The 25,591-nt window shown below is 71.3% G+C and carries 20 protein-coding genes; 7 read left to right on the top strand and 13 right to left on the bottom strand.

Features of this window, described 5'->3' with window-relative positions; translation table 11 throughout:
• Window positions 1-41: 41 nt before the first annotated feature.
• Both AB0G28_RS34130 and AB0G28_RS34125 read right to left on the bottom strand, forming a co-directional pair.
• The gene (locus AB0G28_RS34130) at window positions 42-488 is read right to left on the bottom strand and encodes a hypothetical protein (protein ID WP_361098737.1); all 447 of its coding nucleotides are present in this window, start codon (window positions 486-488) and stop codon (window positions 42-44) included.
• Window positions 485-1,900, bottom strand: coding sequence for a PLP-dependent aminotransferase family protein (locus AB0G28_RS34125; RefSeq protein WP_361098734.1), 1,416 nt, complete (start codon window positions 1,898-1,900; stop codon window positions 485-487). Before AB0G28_RS34125 ends, AB0G28_RS34130 begins: the two co-directional genes overlap by 4 nt.
• Window positions 1,901-1,983: 83 nt before the next feature.
• Here AB0G28_RS34125 and AB0G28_RS34120 point away from each other — a divergent pair, with 83 nt between their 5' ends.
• Window positions 1,984-2,556, top strand: coding sequence for a TIGR03086 family metal-binding protein (locus tag AB0G28_RS34120; protein ID WP_361098731.1), 573 nt, complete (start codon window positions 1,984-1,986; stop codon window positions 2,554-2,556).
• Here the strand turns inward: AB0G28_RS34120 and AB0G28_RS34115 are convergent.
• Window positions 2,549-3,532, bottom strand: a complete 984-nt coding sequence (locus tag AB0G28_RS34115; RefSeq protein ID WP_361098866.1) for a neutral zinc metallopeptidase — start codon at window positions 3,530-3,532, stop codon at window positions 2,549-2,551. The genes AB0G28_RS34120 and AB0G28_RS34115 overlap by 8 nt on opposite strands.
• A gap of 114 nt (window positions 3,533-3,646) precedes the next feature.
• Between AB0G28_RS34115 and AB0G28_RS34110 the strand changes: the two genes are divergently transcribed.
• Window positions 3,647-5,662, top strand: a complete 2,016-nt coding sequence (locus AB0G28_RS34110) for a prolyl oligopeptidase family serine peptidase (protein WP_361098728.1) — start codon at window positions 3,647-3,649, stop codon at window positions 5,660-5,662.
• On the opposite strand, the gene AB0G28_RS34105 is transcribed toward AB0G28_RS34110, so the two are convergent.
• The 5 genes from AB0G28_RS34105 to AB0G28_RS34085 all read right to left on the bottom strand — a co-directional run bounded on the left by AB0G28_RS34105 (window position 5,659) and on the right by AB0G28_RS34085 (window position 12,999).
• Window positions 5,659-6,405, bottom strand: a complete 747-nt coding sequence (locus AB0G28_RS34105; RefSeq protein ID WP_361098725.1) for a ferritin-like domain-containing protein — start codon at window positions 6,403-6,405, stop codon at window positions 5,659-5,661. The genes AB0G28_RS34110 and AB0G28_RS34105 overlap by 4 nt on opposite strands.
• A gap of 63 nt (window positions 6,406-6,468) precedes the next feature.
• Complete coding sequence (locus AB0G28_RS34100) at window positions 6,469-7,713, bottom strand: hypothetical protein (RefSeq protein ID WP_361098722.1); 1,245 nt, start codon at window positions 7,711-7,713, stop codon at window positions 6,469-6,471.
• Between the two features lie 111 nt (window positions 7,714-7,824).
• Window positions 7,825-11,706, bottom strand: a complete 3,882-nt coding sequence (locus AB0G28_RS34095; RefSeq protein WP_361098719.1) for a vitamin B12-dependent ribonucleotide reductase — start codon at window positions 11,704-11,706, stop codon at window positions 7,825-7,827.
• Between the two features lie 32 nt (window positions 11,707-11,738).
• A complete protein-coding gene (gene nrdR / locus AB0G28_RS34090) occupies window positions 11,739-12,233 on the bottom strand; it encodes a transcriptional regulator NrdR (protein ID WP_361098716.1) in 495 nt (164 codons plus the stop codon).
• Between the two features lie 292 nt (window positions 12,234-12,525).
• Entirely contained in the window at window positions 12,526-12,999 is a 474-nt protein-coding gene (locus AB0G28_RS34085) for a LysM peptidoglycan-binding domain-containing protein (RefSeq protein WP_361098713.1), read from the bottom strand.
• 359 nt (window positions 13,000-13,358) lie between these two features.
• Here AB0G28_RS34085 and lexA point away from each other — a divergent pair, with 359 nt between their 5' ends.
• Complete coding sequence (lexA, locus tag AB0G28_RS34080; protein ID WP_051736098.1) at window positions 13,359-14,018, top strand: transcriptional repressor LexA; 660 nt, start codon at window positions 13,359-13,361, stop codon at window positions 14,016-14,018.
• 221 nt (window positions 14,019-14,239) lie between these two features.
• Here lexA and AB0G28_RS34075 read toward each other — a convergent pair whose 3' ends face one another.
• From AB0G28_RS34075 to AB0G28_RS34065, 3 genes are read right to left on the bottom strand one after another with little or no spacing between them, the layout of a single operon-like run.
• Complete coding sequence (locus tag AB0G28_RS34075; RefSeq protein ID WP_361098710.1) at window positions 14,240-15,259, bottom strand: hypothetical protein; 1,020 nt, start codon at window positions 15,257-15,259, stop codon at window positions 14,240-14,242.
• 53 nt (window positions 15,260-15,312) lie between these two features.
• Entirely contained in the window at window positions 15,313-16,755 is a 1,443-nt protein-coding gene (gene hflX / locus AB0G28_RS34070) for a GTPase HflX (protein ID WP_361098706.1), read from the bottom strand.
• 43 nt (window positions 16,756-16,798) lie between these two features.
• Window positions 16,799-17,302, bottom strand: coding sequence for a winged helix-turn-helix domain-containing protein (locus tag AB0G28_RS34065; RefSeq protein ID WP_361098703.1), 504 nt, complete (start codon window positions 17,300-17,302; stop codon window positions 16,799-16,801).
• 62 nt (window positions 17,303-17,364) lie between these two features.
• Here AB0G28_RS34065 and AB0G28_RS34060 point away from each other — a divergent pair, with 62 nt between their 5' ends.
• From AB0G28_RS34060 to AB0G28_RS34050, 3 genes are all read left to right on the top strand, one after another.
• On the top strand, window positions 17,365-18,618 hold the full coding sequence (locus AB0G28_RS34060) for an MFS transporter (RefSeq protein WP_361098700.1): 1,254 nt from the start codon (window positions 17,365-17,367) through the stop codon (window positions 18,616-18,618).
• Between the two features lie 9 nt (window positions 18,619-18,627).
• Entirely contained in the window at window positions 18,628-21,144 is a 2,517-nt protein-coding gene (gene valS, locus AB0G28_RS34055; RefSeq protein WP_361098697.1) for a valine--tRNA ligase, read from the top strand.
• Between the two features lie 74 nt (window positions 21,145-21,218).
• Window positions 21,219-22,196, top strand: coding sequence for a hypothetical protein (locus tag AB0G28_RS34050; protein ID WP_361098694.1), 978 nt, complete (start codon window positions 21,219-21,221; stop codon window positions 22,194-22,196).
• Between the two features lie 16 nt (window positions 22,197-22,212).
• Here AB0G28_RS34050 and dapF read toward each other — a convergent pair whose 3' ends face one another.
• Window positions 22,213-23,040, bottom strand: coding sequence for a diaminopimelate epimerase (gene dapF / locus AB0G28_RS34045; RefSeq protein ID WP_361098691.1), 828 nt, complete (start codon window positions 23,038-23,040; stop codon window positions 22,213-22,215).
• Window positions 23,041-23,050: 10 nt separating this feature from the next.
• Window positions 23,051-23,953 (bottom strand): tRNA (adenosine(37)-N6)-dimethylallyltransferase MiaA, encoded by a 903-nt coding sequence (gene miaA / locus AB0G28_RS34040; protein WP_361098688.1) that lies wholly within the window; start codon window positions 23,951-23,953, stop codon window positions 23,051-23,053.
• 218 nt (window positions 23,954-24,171) lie between these two features.
• Between miaA and AB0G28_RS34035 the strand changes: the two genes are divergently transcribed.
• On the top strand, window positions 24,172-25,485 hold the full coding sequence (locus AB0G28_RS34035; protein ID WP_361098685.1) for a DUF349 domain-containing protein: 1,314 nt from the start codon (window positions 24,172-24,174) through the stop codon (window positions 25,483-25,485).
• Window positions 25,486-25,591: the final 106 nt, after the last annotated feature.

Raw genomic sequence — 25,591 nt, 5'->3', positions numbered from 1 at the left:
AAGTCCGGCAAACGGGGCGTCTTCGTGGTATTCGAACCGATTCAGGCGAGGCGTCCGGCCAGGTCCTCGACCGCGAGCCGGATCCCGGCGGCGTAGTCGTCGTCGCCCAGGGCGTCGAGGCGGGCTCGGGCCAGTGCCAGCTGCTCGCGGGCCGCGGGCAGGTCGCCGAGCTTGCGGTAGTCCTCGCCCAGATTGAGGTGCAGCGACGGGTAGAACCCGCGCACCGCCAGGGACGAGTGGTACTCCTGGGCCCGCGAGTCGGTCAGCGAATCGGCCGCCGCCAAGGCCCGCAGGTCCCACTCGAGCTCCTCGGCCGGGTCGTCGCAGACGTCCGCCATGTGGTGCGCCAGCGCGACGCGGTGCAGCGGGTCGCCGTCCGAGCCGATCGAGGCCCACAACGCCGTGAAGGTCGCGTACGCGCCCGCCCGGTCGCCGCCGATGTGCTGCCGCAGACCGGCGTCGATCGCCACCATCACGTCGTCGGTCATGCCGCTCCTTCGTCCGCCAGCGCGCGCAGCCGGGCCAGTCCCGGCTCGATCCGCTCGGCCGTGACCGAACCGTAGCCGAAGACGAGCCCGTGCCGCCGGTCCTCCCCCACGCCGAAGTCGCCCAGCGAGTACAGCCGGACGCCGCGGCGCCGCGCGGCGCGGACCAAGCCGCCGCAGTCGGCCGCCGCGACCGCGCTCAGGTGCAGGCCCGCGGTCGACGGCAACGGCGTCAGGAAGTCCGCGAAGTCGCGGGCGAGCAACGTGGACAGGACTTCGTGCCGCTCGCGGTAGATCTTCCGCATCCGCCGGACGTGCCGCGCGAAGCCGCCTTCGGCCATGAACGCCGCGAGTGCCGCCTGCTCGACGTTCGGCGCGTGCCAGTCGGTCAGGTAGCGGGCCTTGACCAACGCGGGCACCAGCGAGAGCGGCGCGACGAGGAACCCGAGCCGCAACGCGGGCGAGAGCACCTTCGAGAACGACCCGACGTAGACGACCCGGCCCCGGGAATCCAAGCTGTGCAACGGTTCCAAGGGCCTGCCCGTGTACCGGAACTCGCTGTCGTAGTCGTCCTCGACGAGCACCGCGTCGTTCCGCTCGGCCCAGTCGAGCAGCTCCAGCCGGCGCTCCAGCGACATCGGCAGGCCCAGCGGGTACTGGTGCGACGGCGTCACGTAGACCAGCCGCGTCCCCGCCGGGATGGCGCCGACGACGATCCCTTCGGCGTCCACCGGCACCGGCGCGACGCGGACACCACGCGCGCCGAGCACGAGCCGCGGTGGCGGGTACCCGGGGTTCTCGACGGCGGCCAGGTCACCGGGCCGCAGCAGTACCCGCGCGACCAGGTCCGTCGTCTGCTGGGCGCCGGCGGTGACGACGACCTGCGCCGCGCTCGCCCGCACGTCGCGCGACACCCCGGCGTGCCGGGCGATCTCCGCCCGCAACGGCGCGTGGCCCTGCGGGTCCCCGTACGTCATCATGCCGGCCTGGCCCGCCCGCAGCCGCTGCGTGACGAGACGGCGCCAGGTGTCGAACGGGAACAGCGTGAGGTCGGGGACGCCGGGCCGGAAGTCGAACTCCGGTGCCGGGGCGAAGGGCGCGGGTGGCGGCGGGACGGCCTCCCACTCCGGGAGGGGCCGCACCCCGGAAACGGGCGCCGGGGAAGGGCGCTCCGCCGGGGAAGCCGTGACGAACGTGCCCGCGCCGACGCGCCCGGTGAGGAAGCCCTCGGCGGTGAGCCGGTCGTAGGCCGCGCTGACCGTCGTCCGGGAGACCGCCAGCCGCTGCGCGAGCTCACGCGTCGGCGGCAGTGCCTCGCCGGGCCGGACGCGGCCGTCCAGGATCGCCGCGCGGAGCTGCCGGTAGATCGCGTCGCGGTGGCCACGTGGACCGGTCAGGTCGATGTGGATCTCCACCCGTCTCAGTCTAGATTGGCCCACGAAGGTTGGGAGGGATTTGGCACTCCTCGTGGTCCTCTCCCCCGCCTAGCGTGCGAAGCATGGATCTCCGCGAACTCGACCGCCGCACCCTGCTCGTCCTCGACAAGCTCGTCGCCGCCGCGACCCCCGCCGACCTGGCCCGGCCCACGCCGTGCGCCGGCTGGACCCTGGCCGATCTGCTCCGCCACCAGGTCAGCGAGAACCACGCCTTCGCGACCGCCGCCCGCGAAGGCTCGGCCCCGGACTGGGACGCCGGCACCCTCGGCGACGACGCCTACGCCGCGTACCAGGCGTCCGTGGACGACTTCCTCGACGCCTTCGCCGACGACGCCGTGCTGGAGCGGCAGCTCACCATCAACCACTTCGGCACGTTCCCCGGCGCGATCGCCGCGCACATGCACCTGGTCGACACGGTCGCGCACGGCTGGGACCTGGCCCGCACGCTCGGCCTGCCCTACGAGCCGGACGACGAGGCCGTGTACATCGCCCTCAAGCTCGCCGAGCGGATCCCGGACGAAGGCCGCGAGAAGAACGGCTCGTTCGCCCGCAGCGTCGAAGTCCCCGCCGGGGCGAGCCGGCTCGACCGGTTCCTCGCCCTCCTCGGGCGCGACCCGGCCTGGCGCGTCAGCTGACCTCGTCGACCGGCGCGCTCCACGTGTCACACGCCTTCGTGGCCTTGCCGTCGTAGCCCGCCTTCGCCCAGGACAGCTGGTGCTCGCGCGAACCGTGCGTGTCACTGTCGTTGGCCCGGCCGTAGTCGGCGACGGCGGCGTTCGCCAGCGACCGGCTGATCGAGCCCGAGCCGGCGACCGCCGCCAGGAACAGCGCGCCGAAGCAGTTCGCCTGCAGCTCGATCCGGCGGACGACCTCCTTGTCGGCCGTGCTGTGCTCGTCCGGCGAGGTCATCTTGTCCGCCGCCGCGGACAGGATGCCGCTCTCGCGCTGCACGTGGTGGCCGTATTCGTGGGCGATCGTCGCGATGTGCCGGGCCTTGTTGAGCCCGGCGTCCGACAGCATCCAGTCGGTCGGGGCGTAGATCGTGGTGTCGCCGCCGCAGTAGTAGGCGACGGCTTCGTTCTCCGTCGGCGCCGCGCCGCAGGCGCTGTGGCCGGGCAGCGTCACCGAAACGGTCGCGGTCAGCGTCGGCTCGTTCGCCTTCTCCAGCGCCGGGCGCCACGACTGCTCCAGGCAGTCGACGAGCGCGCCGTAGTAGGCCTTGAGCTGCTCGGGCGCACGGCCGAGGTCGGGCAGGGAGCAGGTGGCCGGACCGGGGCTGATGCCGTCGCCGAGCAGGGGGTTGCGGGCCAGCTCCGGCACGGCCTTCGGGGGCTTCTTGTCCGAGCCGCCACCGTAGGCGCGGCCGGTGTCGGCGCCCTGCGCGACGACGGCGTGCCCGTCGACCCGGCGCGGGATGGTGGCGGCGATCAGGGAGAAGGCCACCACGACGACCAGCACCCCGCCGACGGCGCCCCAGAGCCGGTTGCGCGGCGGGGCGATCGGGACGGGCGGGGCGGCGGCCCAGTTCGGGGCCCACGGGTTCGGCTCCGGCACCCATGCGGGTTCCGGTGGCCGGGCCGTCCCCGGCCACGGCGGTTCGGCGTCGTTCACGTTCTCCCCCTGCTGCTGTGGCACCAGCATACGGACACCCCAGGAGGCAGGGATCACGAAACGAAAACGCCACCGGGTGGCCACCGGGCCCTCGACCAGGCGAGACTGTCTGTCATGAGTAGCGTCGAGGACCCCTATCTGTGGCTCGAAGAAGTGACCGGCGAAGACGCGCTCGGCTGGGTGCGCGCCCGCAACGACGAGACGCTGGCCGAGCTGACCACCGGCGCGCGGTTCGCCGAGCTGCGTGACGAGCTGCGCGAGGTGCTCGACGCCGACGACCGGATCCCGTACGTGCGCCGCCGCGGCGAGTTCCTCTACAACTTCTGGCAGGACGCGAGCCACCCGCGCGGCCTGTGGCGGCGGACGACGCTGGAGTCCTACCGGCAGGCCGAACCCGAGTGGGAGCTGCTGCTCGACGTCGACGCGCTGGCCGAGGCCGAGGGCGAGAACTGGGTCTGGCAGGGCGCCACCGTGCTGCGGCCGGGCTACCGGCGCGGCCTGGTCGAGCTGTCCCGCGGCGGCGCGGACGCCACGGTGGTCCGCGAGTTCGACCTCGACGCGCACGAGTTCGTCGAAGACGGGTTCACGGTGCCGGAGGCGAAGACGCGGATCGGCTGGATCGACGAAGACCGCGTCTACCTCGGCACCGACTTCGGCCCGGGCTCGCTGACCAGCTCGGGCTACCCGAGGCTGGCCAAGGAGTGGCGCCGCGGCACGCCGCTCACCGAAGCCGTAACGGTCTTCGAGGGCAAGCCCGACGACGTCTCGATCGGCGCGTCGCACGACCCGACCGAGGGCTTCGAACGCGACTTCGTCAGCCGCGCGATCGACTTCTACCGCTCGGAGCTGCACCTGCGGACGCCCGGCGGGCTGGTCAAGATCGACGTACCGGACGACGCGAGCGCGTCCGTGCGCCGCGAATGGCTGCTGGTGCGGCCGCGGACGGCGTGGACCGTCGGCGGCACGGAACACCCGGCGGGCTCGCTCATCGCCATCCTCTTCGACGCCTTCATGGCCGGCGACCGGTCCTTCACCACGCTGTTCACGCCCGACGCGCACACCTCGCTCGAGTACTGGGCCTGGACGCGCAACCACCTGCTCCTCGGCACGCTGCGCGACGTCCGCAGCGAGCTGCGCACCCTGACCCCCGGCCCGGACGGCTGGACCGACGAGCCCCTGGCGGGCGGCCCCGAGTTCGGCAGCGCGGACATCTTCGACACCGATCCCGACGTCAGCGACGAGTACCTGATCGACTCCAGCGGCTTCCTCCAGCCGTCGACCCTCAGCTACGGCCACGTCGGCGAAGAGGTCGAAGTGCTGAAGCAGGCTCCGGCGTTCTTCGACGCTTCGGGCATGAGCGTCGCGCAGTACTTCGCGACGTCGGAGGACGGCACGAAGATCCCGTACTTCGTCGTCCGGCCCTCCGGCGCCGAGGGCGGCCCGACCCTGCTGACCGGCTACGGCGGCTTCGAGGTTTCGCTGACGCCGTCCTACAGCGGGATGATCGGCCGCGGCTGGCTCGCGCGCGGCGGCACGTACGTCGTCGCGAACATCCGCGGCGGCGGCGAGTACGGGCCCGGCTGGCACACCCAGGCGATCAAGGCGCACCGCCACCGCGTGTACGAGGACTTCGCGGCGGTGGCCGCGGACCTGGTTTCGCGGGGCATCACGACGCCGGCGAAGCTGGGGATCCAGGGCGGCAGCAACGGCGGCCTGCTGATGGGTGTCATGCTGACGCGCTACCCGGACCGGTTCGGCGCGATCGTCAGCCAGGTACCGCTGCTGGACATGCGCCGCTACCACCAGCTGCTGGCCGGCGCGTCGTGGATGGCGGAGTACGGCGACCCGGACGACGCCGCGGAGTGGTCGTACATCGGCGCGTATTCGCCGTACCAGAACGTCCACAGTGGACGCACGTATCCGCCGTCGCTGTTCGTGACGTCGACGCGCGACGACCGCGTGCACCCCGCCCACGCCCGCAAGATGGTGGCCCGGATGCGCGAGCAGGGCCACGACGTCCGCTACCACGAGAACATCGAAGGCGGCCACGGCGCCGCGGCGGACAACGAGCAGCTGGCGTTCAAATGGGCGCTGGTGTTCGAGTTCCTGTGGGAGCAGCTCACGCCCTAGACAAGCCCTCTCGGCCGGGCGCGCCGCGGGACGTGCCTCGGCGCCGGTTTCGGCTCCTCGCCGCGGATCGTCGCGAGCGCCGCTTCGAACGCGGTGAGCACGTCCGCGACGAACACCAGCCGTCCGACGCCGAGTTCGCGCAACGCTCGCCCGTGGTCCGCGGCGACGGTGATCGTAACGCCGAGCAGCAGCACCCGCCAGGCACCGAACACCGCGGCGCGCAGTCCCCGGGGAAAGCGGTCGAAGGCCGCCCGGAGCCGGTGGCAGTGGAACGGCACGTGCCGCTCCTCGTCGGCGAGGATCCGGGCGGCGACCTGCGTGACGAGCGGGTCGCCGGTGCCGTCGCGCAGGGCGCGGTAGTACCGCAGCGCGACGACCTCGGCGATGAGCAGCACCATCAGTTCCAGCCGCAGCCCGAGCGCCCGCCGCAGCCGCACGAACACGGTGTCCGACCAGTGGGTTTGGATGGTGGGGACACCGGCGGCCCCGAGGAGCTCGGCGAGCATCCGGGCGTGGTTCTGCTCCTCGGCGACGAAGAGCTCGACGGTCGCGAGGTAACCGCCGTCGCCGGCGGCTTTCGCGATGAGGTTGGCGCCGTCGCCGGCTTCGCCGACCTGGAACCGCTGCACGCTCCGCGCGACGTCGGGGTGCAGCCGCGCGCCCCGCGCCCACGGCGGATCCTCGTGCTGCCGCCTGCGTTCCGTTTCGGCTTCGAAGTCCTGGAGCCAGTGTGCGTAGTCCATCGTGTCGATGATGCCGGGTGGCTGTGGACGCCGTGCGCCGCTCGTGTGGAGATCCGGTGAGGATCAGCGCCGCCGGCCGTACCCGCGCGCCACGAACACCACGAGAACCACCGCGAGCACGGCTGCGATGCCGATGAAGATCAGCAGCCACCGCACGCTGTCCGCGTTCGCCGGCTGGAGGTCCTGCTGGACGAACACGCGCAGGCTCGCCGCGGTCGAGACCGCGCTCAGGAGCGTGAACATCACCAGGAAGTAGGACAGCCGGCGGCTGCGCTGCGTCCCGATGCGGTTCGCGAGTTCCGAGTAGGAGCTCCGGAGGGCGCCGAGCCGCCCGGTCAGCCCGTCGATCTGGTCCTGCAGGCGCCACGACTCGTGCACGGCGACCCACAGCTGCTGATCCAGCCGAGACAGGTGCACCGGAGTGGCCGAGACCTTCGACGCGAGGTCGCTGATCTTCCGCTGCACCCGGAGCAGTTCGTCGAGTTCGTCTTCGAGACGGCGTATCCCTTTGCCCGCGGCCTCCTTGGCGAGCACCCGGAACAGCTGCCGGTCGTATTCGATCGCCGTGGCCCACAACGCCTGGTGGGCCTCGATCACGCGGACCGCGGCCTTCCGGCAGTCGACGTCGTCGGTCACCAGGCACGCCGTCAAACCGAGCCGGAGCGGCCAGCGGCGTCGCTCCATCGTGAGTTCGTGGCGCGCGCCGCCGTCCGTGTAGTAGTCGGCGATCTCTTCCGCGAGACCGGCGGCGAGCCCGCTGAAGATCAGCGTGTCGTGCACCCACACCGTGCCGGTCTCGGTGACATCCGGGGCTTCGCCCCGGGCCGGGGGCTCCGCCACCCGGAACCCCCGGAAGAAAGCAGTCTTGCCACCCCCCAGGTTCGCCACGAAGCGATCGGCACACCGCGCGGCCGTTTCGTTCCACCGCCCGGGAGCGAGTTCGTGCAGCCGGTCGATGGCGTGGCGCAGTTCCTGGCAGGTCATGCCGGTGACGTCGACTTCGTAGCCGATCTCCAGCACCCCGGCACCGGAGTCCCACAGCCGGCACTTCGCCGACCGCAGCCGGAACCGCGGCTCTTCACCCTCGGCTTCGACATCGATGGTCGCCACCCGGTGCGGCAGGTAGCGTCGCAGCTCGCCTTCGAGGACCGGCGTGTACATCTGGAGGTCCAGGCCCGGCTCGGCGCTCTCGGCACGGGCCGGTATCACGTCGAGGCCCGTCAGGAACGGGATGTGCTGCACGAGCCGCAGCCGGCACCCCGGTGGGAGCCGCCTGCGGGCCGTCGATTCCCGCGTCAGATCTGTCATGCCCACCCCATCGCCGTACCGATCGGGGTGAGATCGCTGCCCCGGGAACCAGCGTTACACGGGTCCGGGAAGCTGAACCGGGCGCGACCGCCCGGTTCAGCCGAAGACCCGTCAGCTGCAGCCCGAAGTCGCGCCGCACCCTTCGCAGGCGTAGCACGAGCCGGCCGGGCGCATCTTCGTTCCGCACGTCATGCAGAGCGGGGCGTCCGCCGCCTTGCCGAGGCGGAGCTCCATCAGCTCCGTCGTCGTCTGGGCTTCGCGGTGCGGGTGCCCGGTTTCCTCCGCGTGCGGCTCCGGCGAGGAATCCACTGTGGACCGCAGGGCTTCGAGGTCGACGCCCGGGTTGCCGTAGGTCGCCTCGACCTCCGCCGACCGCTCGTCCGCGGACAGGATGCCCAGCTGCGAACGCTTGTCGTAGGGCAGGTAGTCCAGCGCCAGCCGGCGGAACAGGTAGTCCATCACGCTCGTCGCGATGCGGATGTCCGGGTCGTCGGTCATGCCCGCCGGCTCGAAGCGCAGGTTGGAGAACTTCGAGACGTAGAACTCGAGCGGGATGCCGTGCTGCAGGCCGACCGAGATCGACATCGAGAACGCGTCCATCACGCCGGCCAGCGTCGAGCCCTGCTTGCCGAGCTTGACGAAGATCTCGCCGAGGCCGTCGTCAGGGTACGAGCCCGCGGTCAGGTAGCCCTCCGCGCCGCCGACGGTGAACGACACCGTCTGGCTCGGGCGCTTCTTCGGCAGGCGCTTGCGGACCGGGCGGTACTCGACGACCTTTTCGGGTTCGGCGGCCGCCGTCTCCTTCTTCGCCGTCGAGAGCGGCTGGCCGACCTTGCAGTTGTCGCGGTAGATCGCGAGGGCCTTGAGGCCGAGCTTCCAGCCCTGGAAGTAGATCTCCTCGACGTCCTCGACCGTCGCCGACTCCGGCATGTTGACCGTCTTGGAGATCGCGCCGGAGAGGAACGGCTGCACCGCGGCCATCATCCGGACGTGGCCCATCGGCGCGATCGAGCGCTCGCCGACCGCGCAGTCGAACACCTCGTAGTGCTCCGGCCGCAGCCCGGGCGCGTCGACGACGTGGCCGTGCTGCGCCACGTACTCGACGATCGCCTCGACCTGCTCGTCCTGGTAGCCGAGCGCGGTCAGCGCGCGCGGCACCGTCTGGTTGACGATCTGCATCGAGCCGCCGCCGACCAGCTTCTTGAACTTGACCAGCGAGAAGTCCGGCTCGATCCCGGTCGTGTCGCAGTCCATCATGAACCCGATGGTGCCGGTCGGAGCCAAGACACTGGCCTGCGCGTTGCGCCAGCCGTGCTTCGCGCCGATCTCGATGCCGCGCGTCCACTCCTCCGTCGCCAGCGCGCGGACCGCGGCGTCGTTGGCGTGGTACGTGCGGACCAGCTCGTTCGCCGCCGCGTGCTTGCGCATCACTCGCTGGTGCGCTTCGGCGTTGCGGGCGTAGCCCTCGTACGCGCCGACCGCCTTGGCCAGCTCGGCCGAGCGCCGGTACGACACGCCCGTCATCAGCGACGTGATCGCCGCGGCGAGGGCTCGGCCGCCGTCGGAGTCGTACGCGTGGCCCAGCGCCATCAGCAGCGCGCCGAGGTTGGCGTAGCCGATGCCGAGCTGGCGGAACTTCCGCGTGGTGTCGGCGATCGGCTCGGTCGGGAAGTCCGCGAAGCAGATGGAAATGTCCATCGCCGTGATGACGAATTCGACGGCGCGGGCGAACAGCGGCGCGTCGAACGTGCCTTCGGGCGTGACGAACTTCAGTAGGTTCAGCGAAGCCAGGTTGCAGCTCGAGTTGTCGAGGTGCATGTACTCGCTGCACGGGTTGGACGCGGTGATCCGGCCGGACTCCGGGCAGGTGTGCCAGTCGTTGATCGTGCCGTCGTACTGGATGCCGGGGTCGGCGCACTCCCACGCGGCCTGCGCCATGGTGCGGAAGAGCTTCTTCGCGTCGGTCCGCTCGATCACCTCGCCGGTGAGCCGGGCACGCAGGCCGAAGTCGGTGCCGTTCTCCACCGCCTGCATGAACTCGTCGGACACGCGGACCGAGTTGTTCGCGTTCTGGTACTGCACCGAGGAGATGTCCGCGCCGGAGAGGTCCATGTCGAACCCGGCGTCCCGGAGGACCTTGATCTTCTCCTCTTCGCGCGCCTTGGTCTGGATGAACTCCTCGACGTCCGGGTGGTCGACGTCGAGCACGACCATCTTCGCCGCGCGCCGCGTCGCGCCGCCGGACTTGATGGTGCCCGCCGACGCGTCGGCGCCGCGCATGAACGAGACCGGCCCGGACGCGGTGCCGCCGGAGGTGAGCAGTTCCTTGGAGGAGCGGATGCGGGAGAGGTTCAGACCGGCGCCGGAGCCGCCCTTGAAGATCAGGCCCTCTTCGCGGTACCAGTTGAGGATCGACTCCATCGTGTCGTCGACGGCGAGGATGAAGCAGTTGTGGACGCGGAGGTTCCCGGAGAGGTACTCGCCCGATTCGGTCTGGATGTCGTAGACCGGCATCTCGCCACGGCTTTCGATGGCGGCGATCTCCAGTCGCTTCGTCTCGCGGGCGGGCAGACCGGGCTGCTCGAAGGATGCCTCGAGTTTCGCGGTTTTCACGGGGTCGATGAACCCGATCTCGTCCGCGAAGATCCGCCGGTCGCCGGGGTTCTGGATCCGGATGCCCCACAGGTCGTGCCGGTCCGGCCGGCTCTCCTTCTTGCGACCCACCCGGGCGAAGATGCCGAACCGGGCCAGCAGGTGCTGAACGCCGCGGACCAGCTCCTCGCTGATCATGTCCAACGCGACCAAGGTGGACCCCTCGCGCGCGGAGACGTAACCCTCGGCCTGGAAGATGCTCCGCAGGTAGGCGGCGACGACCGGGAGCGGAGCCGTGTGCAGGTGCTCCGGCACCGCCATGTCGGTCCCGCGAGCGCGCAGGCCCCACGCGTCGACGAAGTTCCCGAGAACGTTGCCGTAAAGGCGGGTGCGACGGCAGTCGAGGGTCTCGTCTTTCGTCTCGACGGCACGTTCGTGGCGGTGGACGTCCGGGAAGACCCGGTCGAGCGCGTTGCGCACCCACGCCAGCTCGGCATCGTTCACAGTCATCGCTTCGATGGCGAGCGAGCGGTTCGTTCCGGAGTACTGGCCCACGAAGCCGTCGGACTGCAGCCAGCCCGCGAGGGCGGCTTCGGCCACGTCGGTCTCCCGGATCTCCTCCTCACCGAAAGCGGCGCGGCGGTGCCATTCGAGCGTGTCGCCCACGCGGAGCTCTCCGGCCGGCACGAACTTGCCGCCGTTCGAAGCCGCACGCCATACGAGGTGGTCGGCTGTGACGTCGAGGACGTGGCCCGACTTCGTGGTGACGCGCAGGACTTCCTTGACACCGTTCGCCTTGGTGGCGACGACCTTGGTCACTCCGTGAGCGTCGTAAACCTTGGCTCCCACGGCGTTCAGCTCGACGAAGCGGCCGATCGGCACGGCTCCCCCGGGCGTGCTCACCAGGGCGTCGTACGGCTGGCAGGCACTGACCTGTTGCTTCGACGGCGTGCCGACGTTGAACCAGACCGGGGAGTTGAAGCTGAAGACCTGGTGCAGCAGCATCCACGTGAGCTCGTGCTCGAAGATCTCCAGGTCCTGCGGCGTCGCGAAGTAGCCGTGGTCGCGCGCGGCGCCGACGTACGTCTTCACGACGCGGTCGATCAGCTGCTTGAGGCTGCGCTCGCGCTGCGGGCTGCCGACGGCGCCGCGGAAGTACTTGCTCGTGACGATGTTGGTCGCGTTGACCGACCAGAAGTCCGGGAACTCCACGCCGCGCTGCTCGAAGTTGACCGAGCCGTCGCGCCAGTTCGTCATCACGACGTCCCGCTGCTCCCAGGTCACCTGGTCGTACGGGTGCTCGCCTTCGGTCGTGAAGACGCGCTTCACGCTGAGCCCGCCGGCTGTCTTGCTCTTCTTGCCGGTGGCCGCGCCGGCCCCCGTACCCACGGTTTCGGTCATCGGTCGAACCCTCACTCCCGCAGCGGGACGGCTCAATCGCCGTCTTCGCGCTGATCGCTCTCCTGGGGGGCAGCAGAACCCGCCATGGCCTCACGGAGGTCGGCGATCTCCTTCTCGAAGTCTTCGACCGACGAGAAGGAGCGGTAGACACTGGCGAACCGGAGGTAGGCGACCCCGTCGAGCTCACGCAGCGGGCCCAGGATCGCCAGGCCGACTTCGTGACTCGGGATCTCCGCCAGCCCGGCGGAGCGGATCGACTCCTCCACGCGCTGCGCGAGCTGCTGCAGCGCGTCGTCGTCGACCGGCCTGCCCTGGCAGGCGCGGCGGACGCCGCTCACCACCTTGTCCCGGCTGAACTGTTCGGTGACCCCGGACCGCTTGACGACGGCGAGCACCATCGTCTCCGAAGTCGTGAACCGCCGTCCGCACGACGCGCACGAGCGCCGCCTGCGGATCGCCTGGCCTTCATCCACCTCTCGGGAGTCGACGACCCGAGAGTCCGCATGCCGGCAGAACGGGCACCTCATCCGCCGATCACCTTCCCCTCCGCGCCGGCCGCCCCGGTCGACGTCCCCGCGGCCACCACGCGTGGCCGGGGCTTCGAGCACCCGGTACCCCTGCACCTGGTGATCGACTTGTGGACATCCGGTGGGTAAACGCCGGCCAGCTGTGGACAACTGCTGCCCAGTCTACCCCAACCTGTGGACCAACTACAGCGGTGTAACTACTACATATAGCGGGCGAGCGTAGAACCCGGGGAGTTCGCACGCAAGCCGACGCGCATCGCGGAAGAAGGTTGCCCCGACGGTCCGCGACGGGTCAGGGAGCGGGCACGGCGGCGGGGTCGGCGACCGGGACCGCGAGCGACAGCCCGGGCACCAGGACGGCCTGGTCCAGGCGATTCAGCTCCTTGATCCGGGTGACAACCGCGCCAGGGTCGCTGTCCGGCGCGAATCGCGCAGCCAGCGAAGCGAGCGTGTCGCCCTGCTCGACGGACACCGTCGCGGTCCGCTCGGGCACCGGCGCGCCCGGAACACCGCCGGAAAGAAGACCCAATCCGGTGATCACCAGGCAGCTCGCGACGGCGAGCGCGGCGAGCCACGGCCACCGCACCGGCACCCGCCGGGGCGCCGCGCACGGCGCGCCGGCCGGCCGGCGGCCCGCCACGAACCGCGCGCGCGTCGGCGGGCGGTGCACTTCGCCGCGGCGACCGCGCAGCACGCGCACGGGACGGGGTTGCGCCGGGACCGGGGTCGCCGGGCGGACCTGCCCGCGTTCGGCCAGAATGGACATCCGAACCTCCTCGAAACCCTGGTGTCCGCCCGATTCCCGGACCGGGAGCGGCCCGTGGATCAAGGTCGAACAGGCGTTCTATCGAACGCTCGTGCGAAGGTCTACCACCTACCACCGACAAAATCGAGCGGACACGGCGTGTCGATCGAACAGATGTTTGAAATCGTCGTGCCCGGGGGCTAACGTCGGTGACCAGGGCATCTGCCGGGCAGATGCCGCCGGCGAGCCTGCCCGCACCCGCGGGCGGCGGCCGGCGCGCGGATACGTGCAGCGAACGTCTGGGAGGCGACGCAGTGGCGAAGGAGAACAAGGCGGGCAGGACCAGCGGGTCCCCCGGGGACACCGGCAAGGTGCACCCGATGCCCGAGGTGTACGACGTGGACGAGACGCTCACCGTCCGCCAGCAGCAGGTGCTGGACGTGATCCGCTCCTGGGTCAGCCGGTTCGGCTACCCGCCCAGCGTCCGGGAGATCGGCGAAGCGGTCGGGCTGACGTCGACGTCGTCGGTCTCGCACCAGCTGCGCGCCCTGCAGCGCAAGGGCTATCTGCGCCGGGACGCGAACCGCCCGCGCGCGGTCGGCGTGCTCTCGGCGACCGACGACAACCCCATGGGCATCGAGATGGACCAGCAGCCGGTCATGCCGAAGGCGGCGTACGTGCCGCTGGTCGGCCGGATCGCCGCCGGTGGCCCGGTGCTGGCCGAGCAGGCCATCGAGGACGTCTTCCCGCTGCCGCGGGAGATCGTCGGCGAGGGCGAGCTGTTCCTGCTGAAGGTCACCGGCGACTCGATGGTCGACGCGGCCATCACCGACGGCGACTGGGTCGTGGTCCGGCAGCAGCCGGACGCCGACAACGGCGAGATCGTCGCGGCGATGATCGACGGCGAGGCCACGGTCAAGACCTTCAAGCGCAAGGGCGGCCACATCTGGCTGATGCCGCACAACGAGGCGTACGAGCCGATCCCCGGCGACGACGCCACGGTGCTCGGCAAGGTCGTGGCGGTGCTTCGACGATTGTAGCGAGCGGGTTGGGGTGAAGTGTGTCCGCGGAAAGCGCGGACCACGGCCACTCGCTACAAGTGTCTTCTGGGGGTGCAACCCCCAGACCCCGCCCGGGGGCAAGCCCCCGGACCCCCACCTCGGTCACCTTGGCGTCAGCGCCCAGGTTTCGCACGGCTGAGGTTGGGTGTTGGAGTTTGAGGTCACCGGATCGGATGATCTTCGGCCGTGGGGAGCCGAGATCAGCGGTGGCTTCGCTTCCGCAGTCTGCGGAAGCCGAACCAGCCGAGGCCGACCACCGCGAGCGTGATCCCGGCGGCGGGCAGGACGGGGAGCCCGGCCCCGTCCGCCGAGCCGGACGATCCGCTCGCGCTGGTCGAGGCTTTCCCGTCCGGCGAAGCCGACGCCGACTGCGCGGCCAGCGAGGCCGCGCCCCGCACCACGCGCAGCGGCTGGCCCACGCCTTCGCTGCCGGACACCAGCGTCCCGTCGGGGTCGAACGCGATCGCCTCGCCCTGCTTCTCCCCCGGCAGCGGGATCCGGACCGGGGTGCGCTGCAACGCGGCCAGGACATCGCCGTCCGGTACGGCGTAGAGGTACGCGTCGGTGTAGGTGCGCAGTGCGACGACGCTGCCATCGGCCATCGACGCGCCGCCCGTCACCAGCACCGAGCCGATCGAGCCGACCGGGCCACCCTGGGTGTCCGTGGCGTCGATCTTCAGCGAGCCGACCTTCTCCAGGTTGGTCGGCCCCGGACTCGCCAACGGCCCGGCGGGCCGGTAGACCTTCGCCTCGCCGAGGACGTCCTTGGTGATCAGGTACGGCGTGCCCGACTTGTCCATGATCAGCGCTTCGGTGTCGTGCTGGCCGTCGGGATAGGTGAGCCGGTGCATCGTGACCTTGCCCTGGGGACTGAGCTCCTCCAGCGCCACCGTCAGCCGGCCCTTGTTGTTGTCGCCGGTGTCGGACAGCCAGAGCGTCCCGTCGGCCGTGCGGGCCAGGTCCTCGGGGTCGAACGGGTCCGTGCGGTCGGTGATGACCTTTTGCACCTTGCAGTCCCGGCCCAGCACGAAAACCTGGATCTTGGTGCCGCCGTCGTTCATCGCGTAGAGGTGCTCGCCATCGGACACCAGGCCGGACAGCTCGCCGATCCGCGAGTCCTTGATCGTGCACAGCGTCTCGACCGCCGGAGCCGCCGAGGCGGGCACTGGCCCGGTCAGCACCGCCAGAACCACCGCCGCGAAAGCGACCACCCAGCGCACCCAGCCACCTCCGTAGTGTGCGGTTCCCTTGCCCCGCACACTACGGAGACGTGTCAGGCCCTGGTCGAGTTGGTCTCGTACTCGCGCAAAGCCGCCGCGAGGTCGGGGCGGACCCGCACCAGCAGGCGCGTGCCCTCCTCGACGTGCTCCTCTTCGAGGACTTCGCCGTCCGCGTGCGCCCGCGCGACCAGCTCGCCGCGCGAGTAGGGCACGAGGACGTCGACCGTGACCTCAGGCCGCGGCAGGCGGTCGGCGATCACCTCGACGAGCTCGGCGATGCCCGCTCCGGTCCGCGCCGAAACCGGCACCGAGCCGGCCAGCGCGTGCCGCAGCCGGGCGAGGGTGACCTCGTCGGACGCGTCCGTCTTGTTGATCACCAGCAGCTCCGGCGGGAGCGGCTCCTTGCGCTTGCGCGTGATCTCGCCGAGCACTTCGTGCACGGCACTGACCTGCTCCTCCGGTGCCGGGTCGGACCCGTCCACCACGTGCAGCAGCAGGTCCGCGTCGGCGGCTTCCTCCAGCGTCGAGCGGAAGGCGTCCACCAGCTGGTGCGGCAGGTGCCGCACGAACCCGACGGTGTCGGTCAGCGTGTAGCCGCGCCCGTCCGCGGTCTGCGCGCGCCGCGTGGTCGGGTCGAGGGTGGCGAACAGCGCGTCCTCCACCAGCACCCCGGCCCCGGTCAGCGCGTTGAGCAGGCTCGACTTGCCGGCGTTGGTGTAGCCGACGATCGCCACGCTGGGCACCTCGTTGGCCAGCCGCCGCCCGCGCTTGGTCTCGCGGATGGTGTCCATGGCGGCGATCTCCCGGCGCAGCTTGGCCACGCGCTTGTTGATCCGCCGCCGGTCGGTCTCGAGCTTGGTCTCACCCGGACCACGCAGGCCGACGCCGCCGTTCGCGCCACCCGCGCGGCCACCGGCCTGCCGGGACAGCGACGTACCCCACCCGCGCAGCCGCGGGATCAGGTACTGCAGCTGGGCCAGCTCGACCTGCGCCTTGCCCTCCTTCGACCGGGCGTGCTGGGCGAAGATGTCGAGGATCAGGGCGGTCCGGTCGATGACCTTGACCTTGACCTTCTCCTCGAGCTGCCGCAGCTGGCCCGGCGAGAGCTCGCCGTCGCAGATCACGGTGTCGGCGCCGGTGGAGCCGACGATGTCGCGCAGCTCCCGCACCTTGCCCGAGCCGATGTAGGTGGCCGGGTCCGGCTTGGTCCGCCGCTGGATGAGGCCTTCGAGGACCTCCGAGCCCGCCGTCTCGGCCAGGCGCGCCAGCTCGGCCAGCGACGCCTCGGACTGCAGGGCCGTGCCCTCGGTCCACACGCCGACCAGCACGACGCGTTCGAGCCGCAGTTGCCGGTATTCGACCTCGGTGACGTCGGCCAGCTCGGTGGACAACCCCGCCACGCGGCGCAGGGACGCCCGGTCCTCGAGCTCCATCTCGCCGGTCGACGGGTCGTACAGGTCGTCGTCGTGGTCTTCGGTGTGTGTCAGTTCTGTCATCGTGCCTCCATGTTCCCACGATTCGCCGCGGGAACCGAACTCATTAGCTGCTGGGATAGGTGGCGAGGTAGATCGCGGTGCGTTCCGCGCCGGGACGGCGGGGGCGCGCGCGGAACTCCTCGAGCAGGGCGTTCAGCCGGGTTTCCAGCTCCGCCCGCTCCTCGGGGGCCACCTGGACGACCAGGCGTGTCTGGTGCACGCCGTCGAAACCGGTCTCGGCGATCTCGGCCAGATACGCCTCGAGCATCGCCTGTTCCAAGCCCTTGTCACCGCATGCGTCGAGTGTCCACGAAAGCCCCGTCGAAAGATACGGAATTTCCTTGGCGCCCCGGGCTCCGCGGCGCGGCGGCTGCGCGGCGAGGAAGCCGGCGTCGACCAGCTTGCGCACGTGGTGCAGGGTGGTCGCCGGGTCCCGGCCCAGCCGGTCGGCGAGCTCCTTGTTCGTGAGCGCCTCCGAAAAGGTCAACCGGATGATGCGCAGCCGTATTCCGGAGGCCAGCGCGGCGGCCTCGGCTTCGGTCGCGGCGCGTCGTTTCGCAGGGAGCACGGCGACAGCCTAGAGCGAACAGCGATTGACGCTTTCCAATCACTTGCGCCAGACTCGCGGGCATGCACAGGGGGTCACTCTTCCGCCACGCCGACTTCAGAAGGCTGTTCGCCGGCGACACGGCCAGCCAGTTCGGCGTGTTCGTCGGCAACACCGCCATCCCGCTGCTCGCGGCCGTGACACTGGCCGCGACGCCGTTCGAAATGGGACTGCTGACCGCGGCCGAAACGCTCGCGTTCCTGCTGATCGGGCTGCCCGCCGGCGTCTGGGTCGACCGGATGCGCCGCCGCCAGGTCATGCTCACCGCCGACTTCACGCGGGCGGCGCTGCTGCTGAGCGTGCCGATCGCCTGGTGGGCGGGGGTGCTCTCCCTCGCGCAGCTGCTGGTCGTCGTGCTGTTCGTGGGCATCGCGACGGTGTTCTTCGACATCGCCTACCAGTCGTACCTGCCCTCGCTCGTCGGCCGGGAGCACCTCCTGGAGGGCAACGCCAAGCTGCAGGCCGTCCAGTCGACCGCGCAGATCGCCGGGCCGAGCGCGGCCGGCGTGCTGGTCCAGGTGGTGACCGCGGCGAACACCGTGCTGGTCACCGGTCTCGGCTTCCTGACGTCGGCGCTGTGCCTGCTGCGGATCCGCGCGCAGGAACCCGCGCCGGACCGCGGGGGCCACGCCCGGCTGCTCCCGCAGATCACCGAGGGGCTGCGGTTCGTCTTCTCCGACAAGCCGTTGCGGGCGATCGTGGGCACGACGGGGACGGCGAACTTCTTCGGCGGCGCCTTCACCGCCGTGTACGTGCTGTTCCTGACGCGGACCGTCGGGCTGCCCCCGGCCGCGGTGGGCGTGCTCATGGCGGTCGGCGGGGCCGGCGGCATCCTCGGCGCGGTCTGCTCCGGCGCGATCACCCGGCGGGTCGGCCAGTCCCGCGCGATCTGGCTGGTCCCGCTGGTCGCCATGCCCGGCCACCTGCTGATCCCGCTCGCCGCGCCGGACTGGCGGCTCGGGCTGGCCGGGTTCGGCGCGGTCCTCGGCTGGTTCGGGATGATCGTCTACAACGTCGCCGCGGTCTCCTACCGCCAGGCGATCTGCCCGGACCGGCTGCTCGGCCGGATGAACGCCAGCGTGCGGTTCGTCGTCTGGGGCACCATCCCGCTCGGCGGTCTGCTCGGTGGCGCGCTCGGCGAAGGACTCGGGCTGCGCGGCGCGATGTGGGTGGCGGTCGCCGGTGAAGTGGCCGCGGTGCTGTGGGTGGTGTGCTCGCCCCTGCGGCACATGCGCGACCTGCCGACCGAAGCGAAAAGCGGTTCCGCGGCCGCCTAGAGTTGCTTCATGACTACCCCATACGAACGCCCACGAGTCCCGGACAAGGTCGGTGTCGACGGTCTGGAGGCCACGTGGGTACCCGTATGGGAAGCAGGCGGCACCTACCGTTTCGACCGCACGAAGACCCGCGAAGAGATCTACTCGATCGACACTCCCCCGCTGACGGTCAGCGGGTCGCTGCACATCGGGCACGTGTTCTCCTACACCCACACCGACGTGCTCGCGCGGTTCAAGCGGATGCGCGGGCTCGAGGTCTTCTACCCGATGGGCTGGGACGACAACGGCCTGCCGACGGAACGCCGGGTGCAGAACCACTTCGGCGTCCGCTGCGAGCCGTCGCTGCCGTACGACCCGGAGTTCCGGCCGCCGGAGAAGCCGGGCAAGGACGTCGTCGCGGTGTCGCGCCGGAACTTCGTCGAGCTGTGCGAGTCCCTGACCGTGACCGACGAACAGGTCTTCGAGCAGCAGTGGCGGCGGCTCGGATTGTCGGTCGACTGGACGACGACGTACCAGACGATCGGGCGTGACTCACGGCTGATCTCGCAGCGCGCGTTCCTGCGCAACCTCGAGCGCGGCGAGGCGTACCAAGCCGAAGCGCCGACGCTCTGGGACGTGACGTTCCGGACCGCCGTCGCGCAGGCCGAGCTGGAGGACCGCGAACGCCCGGGTGCCTTCCACGACCTCGCGTTCACCGGGCCGGACGGCGCGGACGTCGTGATCGCGACGACCCGGCCGGAGCTGCTGCCCGCCTGCGTCGCGCTGGTGGCGCACCCGGCCGACGAGCGGTTCAAGCCGCTCTTCGGGAAGTCCGTGCGGACGCCGGTGTTCGGCGTCGAGGTGCCCGTGGTGGCGCACCACCTCGCGGATCCGGAGAAGGGCCACGGGATCGCGATGGTGTGCACGTTCGGCGACACCACCGACGTCACGTGGTGGCGCGAGCTGCGGCTGGCGACGCGGGTGGTGCTGGGCCGCGACGGCCGGTTCCTGCCCGACGCGCCGTCCGGGGTGCCTGCCGAGGCCTACGCGCCGCTGGTGGGCAAGACCGTCCACACGGGACGCGAGATCATGGTGCGCCTGCTGCGTGAAGCCGGTGCCCTGCAAGGCGAACCACGGCCGATCACGCACTCGGTGAAGTTCTACGAAAAGGGCGACAAGCCCCTGGAGATCGTCGCCAGCCGGCAGTGGTACCTGCGCAACGGCGGGAACGACGCGGCCTTCCGGGAGAAGATGCTCGCTCGCGGCGAAGAGCTGAACTGGGTGCCGAAGCACATGCGCGTGCGGTACTCGTCGTGGGTGGAAAACCTGGCCGGGGACTGGCTGATCAGCCGTCAGCGGTTCTTCGGCGTGCCGATCCCGTTGTGGTACCGGCTCGACGAACACGGCGAGCCGGACTACGACGCGCGGCTGCTGCCGGACACGTTGCCGGTCGACCCGAGCAGCGACGTCCCGCCGGGGTTCACCGAGGAACAGCGCGGCGTGCCGGGCGGGTTCGTGGCCGATCCCGACGTGATGGACACCTGGGCGACGTCGTCGCTGACGCCGCAGATCGCCGGCCGGTGGAGCCTCGACGACGACCTGTTCGCGCGGGTGTTCCCGATGGACTTGCGGCCGCAGGCGCACGAGATCATCCGCACCTGGCTGTTCTCGACGGCGGTGCGCGCGGAGCTGGAGCACGGCGTGCTGCCGTGGCGGGCGGCGTCGATCGCGGGCTGGGTGCTCGATCCCGACCGCAAGAAGATGTCGAAGTCCAAGGGCAACGTGACGACGCCGGTGGACCTGCTGGAGCGCTTCGGCTCGGACGCGGTCCGCTACTGGGCGGCGAGCGCGCGGCCGGGTGTGGACACCGCGGTGGACGAGGGGCAGATGAAGGTCGGCCGGCGGCTGGCGACGAAGCTGCTCAACGCGAGCCGGTTCGTGCTCGGCCTGGGCGTGCCTTCGCCGGACACGGTGGCGACCGAGCCGCTGGACCGGGCGCTACTGGCGGCGCTGTCGTCGGTCGTTTCGCAGGCGACCACGGCGTTGGAGGCCTTGGACTACGCGCGGGCGCTGCAGGTGACGGAGACGTTCTTCTGGACGTTCTGCGACGACTACGTGGAGCTGGTGAAGGGCCGCGCGTACGGCGACCTGGGCCCCGAGGCCGCGGCGTCGGCGCAGGCAGCACTGGTGACGGCGTTGTCGGCGGTGCTGCGGCTGTTCGCGCCGTTCCTGCCGTTCGCGACCGAGGAGGTCTGGTCGTGGTGGCAGGAGGGGTCGGTGCACCGCGCCGCGTGGCCTTCGGTCGCCGCCGAGGGTGACCCGGAGCTGCTGGCCCTGGCGAGCCAGGTGATCGCGGCGGTCCGCCGGGCGAAGACGGACGCGAAGGTGTCGATGCGGACCACCGTCGAGCGGCTCACGGTGACCGGACCGGCCGAGCTGCTGGCGCGGTTCGCGGCCATCGAGCCGGACATCCGCACCGCGGGCGCGATCGCGTCGGTGGAGACGCGCGAAGGCGACTTCGGGGTCGAAGCGAAGATCGGCGGCTGACCCCCGGCGGGCCCGGCCGGAATTCCTGCCCCGGAAACGGGAATTCCGCCGGGCCGGCCGGTTAATCTCTCGCCATGAGTACGGATGCGCCGGGCGGGGCCCGTCCCGCGGCGGCCGGGGACGAGTTCGCCGTCGCCGCCGCTGACCTGCTGCGACCGTTCCGGACCTTGCTCCAGCCGGACTCGGCCACGCCGGCGGAACGCTCGCCCGAGCCGGCCCCCGAGGGCACGCGGCAGCTGGCGGACTCCATCGGGCACGCGATCGACGGGTTCTGGCCCTGGGTCGAAAGAACGGCCAGGGCCTCGGGCAAGAGGGTCGACGAGCTCCATCGGCGGGCCGCTCCGCCGAACTGGGTCTCCGAGGGCAAGGCGGACGTCGACTACTTCGCGGCCGTCCGGTTCTCGTTGGCGCAAGGCGTTCCCCTGGCCTGGGTGCCCGACCCGGAAACCGTCAAGCTGCTCCTGGCCGCCCACGGCGATGAAGCGGTCTCGGTCCACGCCGTTCTGGACGACCGCCGCGAGCTGATCCTCGACCACTGCGACAGCCGCCTGGACGAGCTGGACCGGGCCCCCGCGGTGTCACCGTCGGTCCGGGTCGCCCGGGAAGCGATCCGGGCGCTTCGTCTCGATCTCCCGTCGCCGGCTCAGGCGGCGGCCACGAACCTCATCGACGAACTGCTCCGCACCGCGTTCACCATCGTCTACGGCGGCCGGCACAGCCAGGCCAAGACGCTGAGCCGCGTCCAGTCGTTGTCGGAACGCGCCCACAGCGCGGGCTTGTCGTTCCTCGCTTCGCTCGGCATCCTGCGCGAACTGGCCACCATGATGCCCCTGCTGCACGCGATGACGCCGTGGTGGCCGGAAAGCGGCGCACCCGCGCCGACCACGTTCAGCCGACACGTGACCAGCCACTTCATCACCGCGCCGGGTCAGGTCACGCCGACCAACGCGCTCGTGGCGGTGCTGACAGCCGTCTCGTTGCTCAGCCAGGAGCACGACTCCCGCTGGGGCACCTGGAAGATCATGAACGCGCTCGACACCGGCCGCCCCTGAGCGAAAAGCGCCGCCGTCAGGAACCGGCGGCGGCCCACCAGGCTTCGTCGATCTCACCGCGGGCCACGATCTCCGCCGGGCCCGAGAGCGTCGACGCGCCGCGGGACACCGTCACCGAGACCCGGCCGCCCAGGATGTCCACAGTGGACGCTCCGGTGTCCGTGCCCGCCAGGTGGAACGCCGCCGCCACCGCGGCGACCGTGCCCGTGCCGCACGCCCGCGTCTCGCCCACCCCGCGCTCGTGCACGCGCATCCGCAGCGCGCCCTCGCCGAGGCGGTTGACGAACTCGAGGTTCACCCCGTGCGGGAAGACGTCGTGGTCGAAGTCGGGCTGGTCGCGCAGGTCGAGGTCCGCGACGTCGTCGTCGAGCAGCGACACCAGGTGCGGGTTGCCGACGTTCACCGCCACGCCGGAGAACGGGCGGCCGGCCACCACCGTCACCGAGGTGCCGGTGATCGTCGCCGGTCCCATCCGCACGGTCACCGACCGGTCCGGGTGCACGACCACCGGGCGGTCGCCGGCGCGCGTGCCGACGACGAACTCGCCCTCGGTCGCCAGGCCCGCTTCGACCAGGTAGCGCGCGAAGACGCGCACGCCGTTGCCGCACATCTCCGCGATCGACCCGTCGGCGTTGCGGTAGTCCATGAACCACTCGCCCGCGGACGGCTCGTCGAGCGCGGCGGCGCGGACGACGCGCAGCACGCCGTCGGCCCCGAGGCCGCGGCGGCGGTCGCACAGCGCGGTGACCCTCGCCCCGGTCAGCTCGAGGCGGCCGGCCGGATCGGGGAGCAGCACGAAGTCGTTCTGTGTGCCGTGCCCCTTGAGGAACTCGATTCCGCCCATGGGGTGAAGATTACCGGCCCAGGGTATCCAGGACGCGCGCGGCCAGCCCGGGATCGGCGCCGTCGAACCAGTGGATCCGCTGGTCGCGCCGGAACCAGGAGCGTTGCTTCCGGACGAAGCGCCGCGTGGCCTGCGCCGTCGCCGCGGCGGCCGCCTCGAAGTCGCCTTCGCCGTCCAGTTCGGCGAGCACCTGCTGGTACCCGAGGGCCTGCGACGCCGTCTTCCCGTCGCGCAGGCCACGCTTCTCCAGCTCGCGCACTTCGTCGACGAGCCCGGCCGCGAACATCCGCCGCACGCGCTCGTCGACGCGCTCGTCGAGGTCCGCGAGCTCGCGGTCGACGCCGATCACGACCGTGCCGTAGCGGGCGGGGCCGGGCTTCGGCAGGTTCGCCGAGAACGGCTCGCCGGTGATTTCGATGACTTCGAGAGCACGCACGATCCGCCGGGTGTTGGTCGGCAGGATCTTGGCGGCGGCCACCGGGTCGCGTTCCCCCAACCGGGTGTACAACGCGGCCGTGCCCAGCGAGACCGCCTCCGCGTCCAGCCGGGCCCGCACCGCCGGGTCGGTGCCCGGGAACCGCAGGTCGTCGAGCACCGCCTGGACGTACAGGCCGGACCCGCCGGCCAGGACCGGGACCTTGCCGCCGGCCAGGAGCCGCTCGATCTCGGCCCGCGCGTGCCGCTGGTAGGCCGCGACGGACGCCGTCTCGGTCACGTCCAGCACGTCGAGCAGGTGGTGCGGGACGCCGCGGCGTTCGGCCTCGGTGGCCTTGGCGGTGCCGATGTCCATGCCCCGGTAGAGCTGCAGCGCGTCGGCGTTGACGACCTCTCCGCCGAGCTTCAGGGCCAGCTCCACGGCCAGCGCGGTCTTGCCGGTGGCCGTCGGCCCGACTACCGCGACTGGGCTGTTCACGACGGCTGACGATACCGGCGGGCCGACACGGAGCGTCCACCGGAAGTAGGATCACGAGCTTCGAGTGGCCCATCCAGTACCACGGTGCGCGCTGAGCTGCTTGAATGCCCGCGTGGGGCCGTAGCATCCGAGCACGGCCCGTGACGACCGCATTACCCGGCCCCGCTCCACGGCGGGGCGCCCGCGCGAGCGGGCGTACAGGCGATAAGGAGCCTGCGATGGCCCAGGAGAACACTTCCACCGGTACCCCGGCCCCGCACCCGGTGCCGCACGCGCTGCACGCCGGGCACGCCGCCCCGCCCGTGCCGCCCGCCGAACCCACCCCGTCGACCTGGGGCCGGATCGACGACGAGGGCACCGTCTACGTCATCACCGCCGAGGGTGAACGTGCCGTCGGCGTCTGGCAGGCAGGCAGCCCCGACGAGGGTCTGGTGCACTACGCCCGCCGCTTCGACGACGTGCGCACCGAGGTCGAGCTGCTGGAAACCCGGCTGGTCTCCGGCGCGGGCGACCCGAAGCACGCGCTGTCGAGCGCGACCCAGATCCGGGACGGGCTGGCCGAGGCCGCGCTGGTCGGCGACCTCGCGGCGCTCGCCGCGCGGCTGGAGTACGTCATCGCGCACGCCGAGAAGGCGCTGGCCAGCGCGAAGGCCGAGCGGGAGGAGGCCCGCGCGGCCGCCGTCGCCCGGAAGCAGGAGCTGGCCGAAGAGGCCGAGAAGATCGCCGCCGAGTCCACGCAGTGGAAGGCGGCGGGCGACCGGCTGCGCACGATCCTCGACGAGTGGAAGACGGTCAAGGGCGTCGACCGCAAGACCGACGACGAGCTGTGGAAGCGGTTCTCGAAGGCCCGCGAGGCGTTCAACCGCCGCCGCGGCTCGCACTTCGCCGAGCTCGACAAGCAGCGTGCGGCGGCCAAGCAGCGCAAGGAGGAGCTGATCGCCGAAGCGGAGGCGATCAGCGAGTCCGACGACTGGGGCGAGACCGCCGGCCGCTACAAGGACCTGATGACCGAGTGGAAGGCCGCCGGCCGCGCGCCGAAGGACAGCGACGAGGCGCTGTGGCAGCGGTTCCGCGCGGCGCAGGACAAGTTCTTCGCCCGCCGGTCCGCGGTGTTCTCCGAGCGTGACGCGGAGTTCTCGCAGAACGCCGCACGCAAGGAGGAACTGCTGGTCGAGGCCGAGAAGATCGACGCGGCGGCCAACCTGGAGGCGGCGAAGAGCGCGCTGCGCCGCATCCAGGAGCAGTGGGACGAGATCGGCAAGGTCCCGCGCGAACGCATCCGCGAGCTCGACGGCAGGCTCAAGGCGGTCCAGGACGCGGTCAAGGCGGCCGAGGACAGCCGCTGGCGCCGCACCGACCCGGAGGCGCAGGCCCGCGCCGCCCAGTTCCGCGAGCGCGTCGAGCAGTTCGAGTCCCAGGCGGCGAAGGCCCGCGCGGCCGGGGACGAGCGGCGCGCGAAGAAGGCCGACGAGCAGGCCGCGCAGTGGCGTGAGTGGCTGCAGGCCGCGGAGGCGGCGGTCGCCGACCGCTGAGGTCGCTTCAAGTCCGTGAAGGCCTCCTTACCGGCCATAAGAGCCGGTAAGGAGGCCTTCACGGCTTTACGGGGCTCGGCAAGCGGGGCCGGGAGATCGGAAGAGC

It is taken from the genome of Amycolatopsis sp. NPDC021455, assembly GCF_040640995.1.
Lineage (GTDB): Bacteria > Actinomycetota > Actinomycetes > Mycobacteriales > Pseudonocardiaceae > Amycolatopsis.
Note: the sequence above shows the minus strand (reverse complement) of the source record. Positions and strands in the feature narration are given on the sequence as shown.